General features: G+C 34.6%; 10 protein-coding genes. 4 read left to right on the forward strand and 6 right to left on the reverse strand.

What is annotated here, in order from left to right; translation table 11 throughout:
* Positions 1-23 precede the first annotated feature (23 nt).
* A complete protein-coding gene (gene lspA, locus O970_RS07420) occupies positions 24-518 on the forward strand; it encodes a signal peptidase II (protein ID WP_024496486.1) in 495 nt (164 codons plus the stop codon).
* A complete protein-coding gene (gene ispH / locus O970_RS07425; protein WP_024496487.1) occupies positions 518-1,480 on the forward strand; it encodes a 4-hydroxy-3-methylbut-2-enyl diphosphate reductase in 963 nt (320 codons plus the stop codon). The genes lspA and ispH overlap by 1 nt, the downstream gene beginning before the upstream one ends.
* Positions 1,481-1,491: 11 nt before the next feature.
* Here ispH and O970_RS07430 read toward each other — a convergent pair whose 3' ends face one another.
* Together O970_RS07430 and O970_RS07435 are read right to left on the reverse strand one after the other, a co-directional pair.
* A complete protein-coding gene (locus O970_RS07430) occupies positions 1,492-1,746 on the reverse strand; it encodes a YfhL family 4Fe-4S dicluster ferredoxin (protein ID WP_024496488.1) in 255 nt (84 codons plus the stop codon).
* A gap of 488 nt (positions 1,747-2,234) precedes the next feature.
* Positions 2,235-3,728, reverse strand: a complete 1,494-nt coding sequence (locus O970_RS07435; protein ID WP_024496489.1) for a hypothetical protein — start codon at positions 3,726-3,728, stop codon at positions 2,235-2,237.
* Positions 3,729-4,609: 881 nt separating this feature from the next.
* Here O970_RS07435 and tadA point away from each other — a divergent pair.
* Positions 4,610-5,101 carry a tRNA adenosine(34) deaminase TadA gene (tadA, locus tag O970_RS07440; RefSeq protein WP_024496490.1) on the forward strand — a complete coding sequence of 164 codons (492 nt, stop codon included), beginning with the start codon at positions 4,610-4,612 and terminating at the stop codon, positions 5,099-5,101.
* 30 nt (positions 5,102-5,131) lie between these two features.
* Here tadA and mltF read toward each other — a convergent pair whose 3' ends face one another.
* The 4 genes from mltF to O970_RS07460 form a co-directional block, all read right to left on the reverse strand.
* Complete coding sequence (mltF, locus tag O970_RS07445) at positions 5,132-6,670, reverse strand: membrane-bound lytic murein transglycosylase MltF (RefSeq protein WP_024496491.1); 1,539 nt, start codon at positions 6,668-6,670, stop codon at positions 5,132-5,134.
* Positions 6,671-6,870: 200 nt separating this feature from the next.
* Positions 6,871-8,214: an OmpA family protein gene (locus tag O970_RS07450; protein ID WP_024496492.1), complete on the reverse strand. Its 1,344-nt coding sequence runs from the start codon at positions 8,212-8,214 to the stop codon at positions 6,871-6,873.
* 533 nt (positions 8,215-8,747) lie between these two features.
* Positions 8,748-11,318: a heavy metal translocating P-type ATPase gene (locus O970_RS07455; protein WP_024496493.1), complete on the reverse strand. Its 2,571-nt coding sequence runs from the start codon at positions 11,316-11,318 to the stop codon at positions 8,748-8,750.
* Positions 11,319-11,958: 640 nt separating this feature from the next.
* The gene (locus O970_RS07460; protein ID WP_024496494.1) at positions 11,959-13,416 is read right to left on the reverse strand and encodes an APC family permease; all 1,458 of its coding nucleotides are present in this window, start codon (positions 13,414-13,416) and stop codon (positions 11,959-11,961) included.
* Positions 13,417-13,985: 569 nt separating this feature from the next.
* On the opposite strand from O970_RS07460, the gene O970_RS07465 reads away from it, so the two are divergent.
* Positions 13,986-14,975 (forward strand): type VI secretion system Vgr family protein (locus O970_RS07465; protein WP_024496495.1); only part of this gene is annotated, 990 nt, incomplete at its 3' end.

Raw genomic sequence — 14,975 nt, forward strand, 5'->3', positions numbered from 1 at the left:
TGACAGGAGTATCTAACCATAGTATGAAGCAGGAAGTAAAAAAAAGCCATGGATTGTGTTTCTTATGGTTAGTTGTTGTGGTGTTTGTTTTAGATTTAGCCAGTAAATTTTTTATACTGGCTAATTTTGAACTCTATGATTCACTTCAACTATTACCAATATTTTCTATTACTTATGTACGTAACTACGGTGCTGCATTTGGTTTGTTTCTTGGACAGCGTTGGATGCTGGCTATTGTAGCCATCGTTATTAGTCTAGTTGTAATGAGAATTTTATATAAATCACCAAAGAAAGATTATTTAAATAATGCGTGTTTCTCTTTAATATTAGGTGGGGCATTAGGTAATTTATTTGATCGACTCTATCATGGTTTTGTTATTGATTTTTTCGATTTTCATATTGGTGATTGGCATTATCCAGTATTTAATGTTGCTGATAGTGCTATTTGCATAGGGGTAATATTGCTTATTTTGGGGAGTATTGGTTCACCAAAGCGTAAAGACAAGGTTACCTCATAATGGAAATTTTATTGGCAAACCCACGAGGCTTTTGTGCTGGTGTCGATCGCGCAATTAGTATTGTGGAAAGAGCATTAGAAATCTTTGGTGCCCCTGTTTATGTAAGACATGAAGTGGTACATAATTTATTTGTTGTTAATCGGTTAAAAGAATTAGGTGCTTGCTTCATTGAAGATATTGATGATGTCCCCGATGATTCCATCCTTATCTTTTCAGCCCATGGTGTATCAAAAGCAGTGAGAGAACAGGCCAAATCTCGCGCTCTAAAAATATTTGATGCAACATGCCCACTAGTAACTAAAGTCCATATGGAAGTATCACGATCTAGTTATCGTGGTGAAGAAGTGATTTTAATTGGTCATGCGGGGCATATTGAAGTGGAAGGCACAATGGGGCAATACAATAATCCAGAGGGTGGGATTTATTTAGTTGAATCCATTGCTGATGTGGAGAAATTAAAGGTTAAAAATGAATCTCATCTCTGTTTTACTACACAGACCACGCTATCAGTTGATGATACCAGTGATATTATTCAGGCATTAGTTGCTCGCTTTCCAACTATACGTGGACCGCGAAAAAATGATATTTGTTATGCGACGACTAATCGCCAGCAAGCGGTAAGTGAATTAGCCAATAAAGCCGATTTAGTCTTGGTCGTTGGTTCAAAAACCTCCTCTAACTCCAATCGCCTAGCTGAATTAGCAAAAAGAGCAGGTAAAAAATCATATCTAATTGATTTTAAAACCGATATTAAACAGGAATGGTTGGATGATGTTCGAGTTATTGGCGTAACTGCAGGTGCGTCAGCACCTGAAGTTCTGGTAAATGAAGTGGTTGAGCATTTAACCGCCCTAGGTTGTCATCATGTTATAGAAATGCAAGGAATCAAAGAAGATATTATTTTTGAAATACCGAAAGAATTGCGCATTAACATAAAACAGATTGATCAAATATCAAATTAGAGTAAAAGTAACTACTTCTGGTTTTTCAATTTTAAAAATTTAGCTTGAAGTTGTTCTTTTGATTCTATATGACTAGGATCCAGAATAATAACATTACTAATTGGACAAACGCTTTGACAAGTTGAATAACTATAGTAGCCAACACACTCAGTACATCGTGCCGGATCGATCTCATAAGTCTCATATCCCATTGAGATTGCCTCATTGGGACATTCAGGTTGGCACATATCGCAGTTAATGCAACGTTCTGTAATTTTTAAAGCCATATCAAGGGTTTATCCATTTTATGTAGTAAAAACAAATGTTTATTACCATTTTATATTCCGCACTATTATAAGTTTATTGTATTTGCATACAGTATAAAATGACAATGAAAAACTCAATCCAGTAACGAAACATAGCTACATACACCATTTTTCACCAAGATAAAAACTTACATGTACAACATTAATCTGTTTTACCTTATATAGAAAGGCGTTAGTCATGGCTAATACTGCGACACAAAAAGTATTAATAATGATGAATATTTGAACTTTTTAGATGCATGAAAGCTATGAAAACCACCTTATGCTAGTGTAAAAATTCGAATCTTCGTTACTGCGGTAGAAGCGAGACTATTATACATTAATAAACCAAGGCACTCAAAATACGAAAATTAAAATCATGTTATGTGTACATTTTGGATACTAAATAAAAAGTACACATACCAAAGTAGGCATTTTAATTTATAATATACCATTAAAAAAATATTAATTTATTGGATAAAAGAATATTTAGCAATCTGTCTCAGGAAAGCTTCATTTTTAAATTTTTTCAAATTGATAGGATTTGGATTTGTTGCATTTTTTGATTTAGCAAATAATTGACGACAAACTCCAGATTCTTCAATCATTCTTCTTGGTATAGGTCGATTATAATTGCTACATATATTATAATCATCCATTTCATGTAGGAAATTAATTCGATAAATATAGCGTGGGAATACTGCGCCAATAACTGGAAGCGGTATGTGTGTAAAACCTTTTCTAAGGCGGTATTCATTTAAGCTTTTACCAAAAGGAATTCGAACAGGTATGCCGTATGGCGTGGGATTTTCGTTTGCATCCCAAATAATGTCTCCAAGAGCTCCCGTAAAGATTAATTTATTTGATAAAAACTTATCGAAGGCAAGGAAAACTAAATCATCACCAAGTCCAGTAGTCGCTATAAATTCATTGATGTGCTCAATAAAATCTTCTGGATATTCTATTTCTCCAAGATTACTGATAGAATTTCCAAGTGGGTGTTGGCATTGATAGCATGGCATATTTAAAATATTAGCAATTTCATTACCCGAGTCATTAACTCCATAAACATCAACATCAATCGTTACTGCCTTAAATTCTCCTAGATTATTTAATATACTTGATACTGCTGGACTATCATATCCTTTACTTATTGTTGAAATTGCAGTGTAATCAACAACCCTGTTTTTATCACTACCATTAGTTATTAACTTTTCTATTGTGCTTGATAGATAACTATAGTATTCATTATAGTTATTAAATTTAGTAATATTTTCTCTTAATAATATTTTAATTTCATTTTGTGAAATTGATATATTGTGATAATAAAAACCGTATATTGTAATATTCTCATCATCATATAAAAGTGGGTCAAAATCAAGCACGCCAGCACTGGTAAGTTTATCATTATTTACTCTAACTTTTTCAACTAAATCAAGTAGATTATTATATTCTACTAAGGACAATATAAAAGATAATGAGTTTGAAAACAAAATAGATGTTGTCTTTTTTTCGTATACACAAAATATACATTCATACATGTGTGATGGTGGGGTAAATATAATATTCTTATCAAATTCAGTTATTCCTGAACCAAAAACATGATTAGCGTCAATGTAGTTGAGATTATTAAACTCACCATCCCATACTCCCTCAAAAATTCCATTTCCATGCTTAATTACATCTTGACCATAATTAATTATTGTTTTTCCATTGTAAATTTTTGCACACCATGAAAGTTTTGGGATATTATCGTTTTTTATATAAGTAATGTTTTCTGACCAGTTACTAGGTATAACAATCTTCTTCAAATTGCTATTGGTTCTATTTATCCATTTGTGGGACTTTTGACTTATAACTAAATATTCATTATCAAAGATATCAGGGTTTTTTTGATATAGTGATTTTTTTTTATTATGAAGATGATTTTTTATTGTATTTTTGATAATACTACGTAATCCCATAACTAATCCTTAGCAATTAAAAATATGAGTATATTTATATTTGGTTATGTAAACACCTATTATACATCTGTGCCAATCTATTTCATTTTATCAATAATTCTTTTAAATTCATTATCACTTAATGCTAATTGAGCAGCTACAAAAAATAACATATGTAAAATATAGAACGTAGAGCATTTCCTCTAGTATATTTTCTCCATTGTTTATTCCTAGCTAGCATAACCAAATTAGCTATTTGATTACTTGTAAATCCTAGTTATCCTTTCAGTCTGATTAAGTGATTAGTGGTTGGTACAGATAATTTCCAATTAATTTTTTCATGTATATTAAAAAGCCTTTCTATGGGCTTAGTTTAGATAACCTTGATAGTTAGTGCTGTAATGGTTGTAGCAATGCTGTTAAGCTTATTGAAATGAAAAAACGATACCAAAACACGACTCTTTATTCATTTTGCTGTTTCAATTATTAATTTAGCTACCTTCTCGTTTGTCATTTTAGCCCTTTTAGGGGTACTCATCAACAATTAATCTAGCTATTCCTTTATTTAAAAAGAAGACTAAACATGTATTTTGCGGTTATAGTTCTATAGCGAAGAAAATTACTAACTAATGAAATTTTCATGATAAACTTCGTGTTGCTGAAGTGTTTAATAATGTAAATATTCAAGCAACACAATTTAATAGCGAAATTTTTTATAGTGTTGTGCTTATTGACTATATTACACATATCGCAGTTAATGCAACGTTCTGTAATTTTTAAAGCCATAAAAATATTTTCTCCTCTGGGGGCGCATTATACGCATTATGTTTTTTTAAACCAACAAATGAATAAAATTTTAGAGCAAATCGTAATAATACCAATCAATAAAATATAGTAGTAATATGGAAAATTCTGATGAATACTGGATGCAGCAAGCATTAAAGCGGGCTCATCTAGCGTGGGAGCAGGGCGAAGTTCCTGTGGGTGCAGTTTTAGTCTTAAATAATCAAATTATTGGCGAAGGTTGGAATCAACCTATTACCTTACATAATCCCACCGCTCATGCTGAAATTATAGCACTCGAGCAAGGTGGAGTGACCTTACAAAATTATCGATTACTTGATGCAACACTGTATGTGACCTTAGAACCTTGTATAATGTGTGCTGGGGCGATGATTCATAGCCGAATTAAACGGCTTGTTTATGGCGCTAATGATTATAAGACAGGGGCTGCCGGATCTTTTATTGATTTATTGTCGCTAACGGGACTTAATCACCAGATAGCGATTACCCAAGGTATTTTAGCTAAAGAGTGTGGGGAAGTTATTAGTCACTTTTTTCAGCAACGACGGCAACAAATTAAAAATAACAAAAAACGAGGATCTATAAAGTAGTGGCTATATAAAAGTCATTATAATCCAAGTTTAATTGGATACGACGGTATTATTATTTAATTCGTCAGTAGATAATTTAATTAATTTGGCTTCTATCTGTTTTTGACGATACTCTTTTTCTAATTGGTAACCGACTAAACTAATATAGTATTGTTGGATATTATTAACAAAATGAAGGGCTTGATAACCACGCGCACCGTTATATTTAAGATAGGGTTTATATTTTTCCGAATTAAGTAATGGTAAAATTTCTTTTATATCAAGCCAATTATCTGGATTTTTCCCTAAGCGATGTGTAAGCTGTCTAGCGTCAAGTAAATGACTATATCCCATATTATAAGCCACTAAAGCATACCAAACTCGCTCATCTTGGGGAACATCTTTAGGTATACGATCTACCAAATTACGTAGATATGTGACACCACCACGAATGCTTTGTTCTGGATTTAGACGATCACTAATCCCTAAATCTTCGGCAGTTTTTTGCGTTAACATCATGATACCACGTACGCCCGTTGGGGAGGTAGCAGCTGGATTCCAATGCGATTCTTGGTAAGCCATCGCCGCAATTAAACGCCAGTCTAATTGCTGTTGTGCCGCGTATTTTTCAAAATAGGGCTGATACGTCGGCAAAGTGGTTTCAATTGATTTAATAAATTCTCTGGTATTAACATAATCAAAATCATTATTATAGTCGAAATAACGATATTCTAAATGTTCGATGATGCCATTATTTTGAGCATTTTGAATAAAATAGTTAATACTGTTTAATAATGAATTATCTGTAGACTTTGCTAAATACCAATGGATAGGCTGTTCTTCGACAGGGGTAAAGGCGACCGTTAATGTAGGATAAATACGTTGCATTAAGGCTATGGTGGTCGCATCAGCAATCGTGTAATCAATTTCTTTTGAGGCGACTAATTTAAGTAATTCTTCTTGATTAAAAATAGTCGAATTTTCCCATTCTAAGAGTGGGTAATCTTGCGCTATATTATTTAATATGACACTTTGTAATGAGTCCATGGGGACAATAAGCCGTCCATTGATATCATCGAAAGAGTAAGGCTTAGTTTCACCTTTACGATAAACTAACTGTTGCACTCGATTATGGTAGGCGATACTTGCAGTAGCTTTATCTTGATAATTATTATGACCTTTCAGCTCTTCAGCAATAATATCAATTTTGTTATTGTCTAATAAATTAACTAACTCAGCGAGGGTATTGGCTGAGACAACTGTAAGCTTAATTTTTTGTGTCGCAGCATATTTATTTAATAGGGACAGTTCAAAACCACTCAGCTTATTGGGCGCGCGCGAATTGATATAAAAAGGAGTAAGTGAACGCAGCATGCCAACTCGTAATTCTTTACTGGATAGGATACGTTCCAGTTTCGATATTTCCGTTGAAGCGATACCGTGTGATGTTGTTACTTTAATCTGCTGAGCAAAATTATGCTGAGCAGGCTGTGCTTGTTGTCTATAGTAATTAGCTGCCAAATAATTAAAATAGCCAGTTAAACATAGCGTCAAAAAACCAATGCCAATAATTATTTTTTTTAATAACATTTATTTTTCTTATTCGTAAAAATGGCGACAATTATACACATTTTTTTGTTTAATAAAAAATAATTATCCACTACTGCTTATACTGAAGTCGTCAATTAATTAAATAACTAATTGATTAAAAAGATAATTGTTACATTACATGAATAAAAATAATTAAAGGCAATTCCCTGCGACAAGCCATTGCCTTTATAGTGATTTAGTTATTTATCCGTAACTAAAATATCGATTCTACGATTATGTGCTCGTCCTTCTTCGGTATTATTGTTTTCAATAGCATGGGCATTTCCATAACCTTTTACTTGTAGACGATCAGACGCAATACCTAAATCGATTAAATTATTTTTAACAATATTGGCTCGCTGATGAGAGAGAAGTAGATTATCATCATCTTGACCGACATTATCAGTATAACCGCCAATTAAAAGTTTCACTTTTGGATAAGCATTTAAAATTTGAGCGATATTAGATAATTGTTGTTGTGAAGCGGGTGAAAGGTTGATACTTCCCGTATTAAATCCTAAACGATCTAATGATAACCAATTATCATTAACGACAGGTTTATCTTCTTTAATTATCGCTAAAAGTTTAGACTCTGTACTGTTCTCGGGGATAGTTAAGTTAACATTATTTGGTAATATAAGTGTTGTCATCCCATCGTTGTTACTACTAAGATTCGATGTGGTTACTGTTGGATTACTGCTCGAATCGACCGCTTGTTTAATCTCATCAGTAGATTGTTTTGTTGGTTCGGTAGCTAATTGTGGTTTTGCATCGTACTTTGGATCATACATCGAATCAGTTAGATTTTGATTAGTATGATTGCTAGTTGGGTTGTGCTGTTCAACATGTTTATTGGTACAATGACGTAACAATAGCATAGCCATACCAACAATAATGATACCAAGAAGAATATTGGTGATAATGGCGCGTTTATGTGGTTTAATTTGATTAGTCTCTACTTTATTACTATCGATTTTATTCGTTGAATTGGCGAATTTATCTAAACCTAATGGTGTAAGTAAACTTTTAGGTATCGCTGAGATAATATTATTCTTTTGCGAATAGAGTAATGAAGCAAGAGCCATAGGTGACGTTGGGTTTTGTTTCACTAATTTAGCCAACAATGATATGACGGCAATGGTTGCGACTTTAATTAAAGATGACGCTGAGTTTTTTTCGATATTGCCATAATTAGCGATAGTCGAAGTAAACTCATTAAGTTTATTACCAAAAATTAATGAAATAAATTTTTCTGCTTTTTGCCCTAGCGAGTCTGAACCAGAAAACATGTTCTTCAAATTAGCTGGATTATGGATAATATCATTAATAGAGGGAATATCAGATTTAAGTATATCCATTAATTGATTCATTACCCCTGAATTAGCGGCATTATCACCAATTTTAGCGATATGACCGATTAAACTAGGGAAGATACCATCTAATGTCTTTGAAATACTTTCTGCTGGCACATGTAATTCTGCCGCTAATGTTTTTAACATATCCGGAGAGATTGCATTTTTTAATTGCTCAACAATATTGTTCATAATTATACCTTAATATAGCTGTCTATAAAAAAAACGGTGATGACTACCGACCTATAATAGAAGCTTTTGCGGTGAAATAAATATTATTTATCAACATATTACAAAGTAAAAAAATGCTATGCTTTGCAAGTAATTAGTTAATGATAACGTGCTTAATTAGCATCGATTTTAGTCGTAAAATCGAATAAAAATAGCGATAAATAGAGGGAGGCTGGTTATCGTATCAACTGTATCTATCAAGTTTATCATGATGAATTAGCGATAATATCATCATGATAATTTTAATCGTATTGATAAAATCTTTATTAGATGATCACAATCAAGATGGCCTATTTTATTACTTATTATCGTAATCTCCTCCCAATCAATAATTAGGGGGAGGGTGCCTTAGTGACCAATATTTACATCGATGAATTAACTTTATAAGGATTATCCATTTAAACTAAATATTTAATATCAATAACGGTTGTTAAGCCATAACTTAAACAAAAACTTACGTCATGGCATAGCGCTTGATTAATGGTGATAGTCTATTATTGTATCTTTATGACATCATAACCAGCATTAGTAATAGCCGTAGTTAATGATTCAGTCGTCACCCCTTGATTGAATTTAACGGTGGCGATATTGGTGGTTAAATCAATTTCTACTTCAGTGACGCCTGGAATGGTATCTAATGCTTTTTTTACTCGTTGACAACAATGTTGACATGACATTCCTTCGATATATATCTGTTTTTTCATCCTTATTACCTCTTGAGTTAATGCTCGATTTTCTAATTCACTGTTCAACGCCGATATGTTCAAAGCGTGTTGGTCTGCTAGATGTCGTTGCGGTTTAAATAAGTGTAATCTTAATGCATTGATAATAATACTCACCGAACTTAAACTCATCGCCATAGCAGCAATCATTGGATTTAAGGTTATATGCCAAAAATGATAAAATACCCCAGCCGCCAGCGGGATACTAATAATATTATAAAAAAATGCCCAAAATAAATTTTGGCGGATATTACGCATGACGGCTTTACTTAACTGTATGGCCGTCACCGCATCAAGTAAATCACTTTTAATCAAAACAATATCGGCCGATTCAATAGCAATATCTGATCCGGCACCAATGGCCATACCAATATCAGCACTCGCTAACGCCGGCGCATCATTAATACCATCCCCAATCATGGCCACTTTCTTTCCTTGTTGCTGTAATTGGCGGATGAGCAACGCCTTATCTTGTGGTAAAAGTTCTGCGCTTACCTGTTTAATATCTACTTGTTTTTGTATCGCCGAAGCCGTGAGATTATTATCTCCAGTAAACATATGGACATCAATACCCATACGTGTCAATTCTGCTATAGCTTGGCGACTGGTTACTTTAATTACATCAGCGACGGCAATAAGACCTAATAAATAGGTGGTATTAGCAATAAAAAGTACGGTTTTGCCCGCTAAGGCCATGGCATTAGCTTGTTGTTGTAGCTCTGTATTGATGGTAATTTGTCTTTGACGCATTAAGGTTAAATTACCAATAACGTATTGTTGATGTTCAATAAAACCACTAATTCCTTGACCTGGAATCGTTTGGTAGTCAAAAACCTCACCATAACCCTTTTTGTGTTGGGTAAATGCCGTGATAATAGCTTGGGCAATAGGATGAGGCGAGAGTTTCTCTAAAGAAGCAGCAATAAAAAGTAATGTTGCCGGATCGATGATTTCCGTACATAAGATATCAGTAACTTGCGGTTTTCCCTCGGTAATGGTCCCCGTCTTATCTAAAATAACGGTATCGATCTGTTGTGTCGTTTGTATTGCTGTCGCTGATTTAAATAAAACGCCTTGTGTTGCTCCTTTCCCTGCGCCAACCATAATGGCAGTAGGGGTTGCTAACCCTAATGCACAAGGGCAGGATATGACTAAAATAGCAATAGCTATCGATAGCGCAAATTCTAAACTGGCGCCAAGTATTAACCAAGTCATCATAGCAATCACGGCAATCAAAATAACCATAGGAACAAAAATCCCGCTAATTTTATCGGCTAATTTAGCAATCGGTGGTTTCGAAGAGGTCGCCTCATCCACAAGCCTAATTATCTGGGCTAACGTGGTTGCTTCTCCAACTTTGGTGACACGCATAACAAAATAACCCGATTGATTAATGCTAGCACTCATCACTTGATCGCCCACTTGCTTTTCCAAAGGAATGCTTTCCCCTGTAAGCGAGGACTGATCAATTAAACCAGAACCGTTAATAATTATTCCATCAACGGGGATACTATCGCCTGATTTAATGACCAAACTATCACCAATTGCGATATCATCGCAGTGAATAACTTTTTCTTTTCCTCCATCAATGATTACAGCGGTTTTGGGCATTAAATTCATTAAATTAGTCATAGCTGTGGAGGTTTTCTCTTTTACCCCAACTTCAATGTATTTACCCGCTGTAATCAATGTAAGAATCATTGCGGCTGATTCAAAATAAAGTTGCATCGCGAGGTGATTTGCCATCTTTAGATCGCTTTTTTCAAGCGCGATACCTATTTTATACAGGATATAAATGCTATATATCATTGCTGAACCAGAACCGATAGCGATCAACGAATTCATATTCGGCGCGCCTGCAAACAGTGCTTTAAAGCCATTTTTATAATAATTAATATTTACCACAAGGACAGGTAACGTAAGTAAAAACTGTGTAAATGCATAAGAGAATATCGTGGTGGATTGGGATAAGAAAGCGGGAATGGGCAACCCGAGCATATGCCCCATAGCAAGATAAAATAACGGCACTGCAAATAGACAACTGATGATTAACCGTTTTTTGACCATTTGTTGCGCTGTAGTCAACGAATTTTTTGTATTGGCATCAGTATCATTGTTAGCTTTGGGCATTGAAGAATAAGTCGCATCATAACCCACCTGTTTCACCGTATTAATAATCTCCTGAGGAGATAATTGTTTAGGATCAAAACTAACTTGCATGGTATTTTTTAATAAATTGACATTAACCAATGTTATGCCAGATAGTGCGGCAACCGCCTTTTCTATTCGACTTTGGCAAGCAGAACAGCTCATACCCGTAATATTAAATGTTGCTTTTTCCATAAGATATACTCTTTAATTGCTGTTAATGACCAAAGCGGTAAAGCTAGTTATCATACATAGCTGCATACTTGTCATCGACTATGATTGTAATACTTAATTGTTTTTTGGCAACCATGTGCGTTTTATCTATCAGGTATTATAAAATTACTATGGGTATAAATTTAAGTAATTATCGCTACTATCAAAACACAAACCATCAACGCTCTACGGCTCTGTTGAGGCTACGTTAATTTAGTGGTAGAGCAAAGACGCTAAGTTGATTTTAGGCAAACTAACCGTTACCTACTCTATTTTTTATTTGGTAAAACGATTGCCTTCTAATCCCCATATACAGAAACAATAATACAAAAATTAATTGCAGAGACTTCATTAGACGCATAGGTTAGTTAATTTTGGTACGCAAAGCAGAAGAATGAAGTCCAACATGAGGCAAAAATATGTAACTATTTTAATGATAATATCCGAGGGCAGAGAAAGTCATTTAACTAAACAGGATTAGGTTACTAATTATGCCATAGACGAGTTTATACTTCTTAGTTTCTCTCAATAATTAAAGGAATTATATAGGGAAGAATGACTTTCTCCCCTATATTGAAATAGTTAGCGCTATAAAAATACCATCAATCCTATCTTTATGAAACTATAATGTATATCGGACATAAAGTGTCAATAATAACATAATAAATAAGCAGCCTACGATGACACGAACTGGTGTTTTAATTTTATATTTTTTTATCATCCCTAATGACGACGAATTATGCGGATGTTTATTTGTATAGTAAAAATATAGCGGCAAGCCGATAAGGGTTAATATGATAGACACTATACCATTGAATGTTTGATAAACTAGCATACCATAAATGACATAAATAGCGCCTAAAATAGCAATAAGTGGGATCACGGGATAAGCGATGACTTTATAGGGACGTGCAACATTAGGATATTTCTTTCTGGCAATAATGACACCAACAAAGGTTAGTAAATAGAAAATCCAAATCGAAAACATTGATATTTCGGAGAGTCTATCGGCATCAAGTAAAGTCGAGTATAAAAAGGCAAACACTGTTAGTAATAAAATAGCATTGACAGGAGAACGGCTATCTTCATCAATGGTACTCAAAAATTTAGCACCGATAATATTACCGCGCTCCCCCATACTAAATATGGTGCGAGATAATGTCATAATATAACCATTAATACCGCCTAAAATAGAGATCATAATCCCAACAGCCACTAAATTCCCACCAAAATGGCCAAAAAGCCGCTGCGAAGCGATAGCAGAAGCATCATGCCCTAACCCTACCATTTCTTTTACTGAAAAAATTTTAAATAAAGCCAAGTTAATGCAGGCATAAACCACCACTAAAAAAGTAATACCAATAATAATTGCTTTAGGTAATATTTTGGAGGGTTTATTAATCTCACCCGCGACCGAGGCGACCTGAGCCCAACCATCATAAGCGAATAACGTCGCTAAAATAGCCACGGCAAACGGAGCCGTTGAAGCAAGACCTTGTGCATTAGAACCAAACAACGCAACGTGCCCATTACCTTTCCATAACCCAAAAATGGTCAATAATAAAATAGGAATTAATTTACATATTGTCGCTACAGTTTGTACATAGCCCGCATACTTTACACCGCTTGAATTGATAAAAGCGATGAAACCTAAAACACCCACACTAATTACCATCGAGTAATTCGTTTGAATATCAAACAACAAACAAAATACCGAGCTAAAATAACCCACGAGAGCGCCGACTAAAGAGGGCGCAAAAATAATCGTAATCATCCACCCATATAGATGGGCAATTTTAGGACCATAAATTTTTTCAAGATAAACAAATAATCCTCCTGTTTGAGGAAACATAACGCCTAATTCACATAAAGTTAACCCACCACAGATAGAAAATAACCCACCAATGATCCAGGCTAATAAAGCATAATTATAACTGCCGGTAACTTCTAATACTGCAGGCGGCTTCATAAACGCGCCAGCACCTAACACCATCCCTACTACCAGAGATAAAGCGGAGACTAATCCTAAATCTTTACGTAATTTACTTTCTAGATGATGGTTATCTTTTATTTCTGTCATTCTACATACCCTTAAAAAATTAATTGCTGAGCTGATTCCATCGCGTTGTTAATATTTATTGAATTTTAATTAATTGATTGTCATAAGTATCCAATATAATGACACCTAACTTTATTAACGCTTAAATTAAAAATCAATAACATATCATGATTCTGATAATGTACATAATGGCATATAGCGAATAAACAATAATAGTGTGTTAACACGATTTATTGATTAGGTATGGTTTAGGTTATTGCTAATTATTTATAGCCATGTTTATATAATCAAAAGAGAATCCATGTATCTCATCAACTATTAAAAAGTTATCTATCAGACTTAACTTAAAGATCCCATCAACGTAAAACACAACTCAATGATTCGCTTTATTGTAATAAGCCTTTAGTTAAAAATTATATCTTATACCGCATATGGCGTAATTTATCCGCAGATAACATAAATCAAAACAAAATTTTTTCAAAAAAATTGCGATAAACTCAAAAAACACGTATTTTATCGCTATCTATTTACTTAATCGTTATCAATTATTGAAAAATAACAAAAAATATTAGGAAAATAAGGAATAAAACATGGATACACTGGAGCACTTAATCAGTAAAATGAGTAACCCTACCCTTAATAACTACACGCTTTCAATTAATGGTGTTGATCGTGCTCAGCATCTGTCAGTATTAAGCGTTAATGCCCACGACACATTAAACAAACCATGGCACTATGAAATTATTTTTACCTCTAGTGACAAACAGATAGCCGCTGATGCTATTCTCACGCAAAAAGCTCAATTTACCTTTCAACCTCAACAATCCCATCTCTTATCAACGCAACTTAGCTCTTTAACTCAGCCCACTTTGCCTCGCACGTTACACGGCGTAATTACTGAGTTTAGTCAGCTATCGGTCAATAAACAGCAAGCGCAATATAAAGTGATCTTAGCGCCGCGCCTAGCGTTACTGGGCCTACATCGCTACAGCGCCATTTACCAACATCAAAGTGTGATTGAAGTGGTGGAGCAGATATTACGTAAACACGGCTTTACCGGCATTGACTACCGCTTAGAATTACGTGACACCTACCCAATGCGTGAATTTATCACCCAATGGCAAGAGAGCGACCTCGAATTTATCCAACGTATTTTAGCCGATATCGGGGTCTGGTTCTGTTTTGAAACCGACAGTAAACATGGCTGTGAGGTAATGGTAATAAGTGATGGCGAACAAGGTTATCACAATTATGGCACGATAGTTTATCAACAACCCAGCGGCACCGTTGATAGTCATATTGAAAGTATCTGGGATTTACAACAGCACAGTAAAACCGTTCCACAATCAGTGCGGGTACAGGACTATAACTACCGTGAAGCAGGCAATGATATGCTAGCTGAGGTCAACAGTCAGCCCGATGACAACACCACCCACGGCACCCAATACCTCTATGACCAGCACTATAAGCAGAAAGGCGATAAACAAACGGTAGAAACCGGCGCATGGTATGCCGAAATCCGCCATCAACAGTACCTCAGTGAACAAATCCTAATCACCGGTAAAAGCAACCAGTTCCAC

Source organism: Candidatus Schmidhempelia bombi str. Bimp (genome assembly GCF_000471645.3).
Lineage (GTDB): Bacteria > Pseudomonadota > Gammaproteobacteria > Enterobacterales > Orbaceae > Utexia > Utexia bombi.

Coding starts and splice junctions, on each gene's coding strand:
- lspA (WP_024496486.1), top strand. CDS start 24: ATGAAGCAGGAAGTAAAAAAAAGCCATGGATTGTGTTTCTTATGGTTA.
- ispH (WP_024496487.1), top strand. CDS start 518: ATGGAAATTTTATTGGCAAACCCACGAGGCTTTTGTGCTGGTGTCGAT.
- O970_RS07430 (WP_024496488.1), bottom strand. CDS start 1,746: ATGGCTTTAAAAATTACAGAACGTTGCATTAACTGCGATATGTGCCAA.
- O970_RS07435 (WP_024496489.1), bottom strand. CDS start 3,728: ATGGGATTACGTAGTATTATCAAAAATACAATAAAAAATCATCTTCAT.
- tadA (WP_024496490.1), top strand. CDS start 4,610: ATGGAAAATTCTGATGAATACTGGATGCAGCAAGCATTAAAGCGGGCT.
- mltF (WP_024496491.1), bottom strand. CDS start 6,670: ATGTTATTAAAAAAAATAATTATTGGCATTGGTTTTTTGACGCTATGT.
- O970_RS07450 (WP_024496492.1), bottom strand. CDS start 8,214: ATGAACAATATTGTTGAGCAATTAAAAAATGCAATCTCTCCGGATATG.
- O970_RS07455 (WP_024496493.1), bottom strand. CDS start 11,318: ATGGAAAAAGCAACATTTAATATTACGGGTATGAGCTGTTCTGCTTGC.
- O970_RS07460 (WP_024496494.1), bottom strand. CDS start 13,416: ATGACAGAAATAAAAGATAACCATCATCTAGAAAGTAAATTACGTAAA.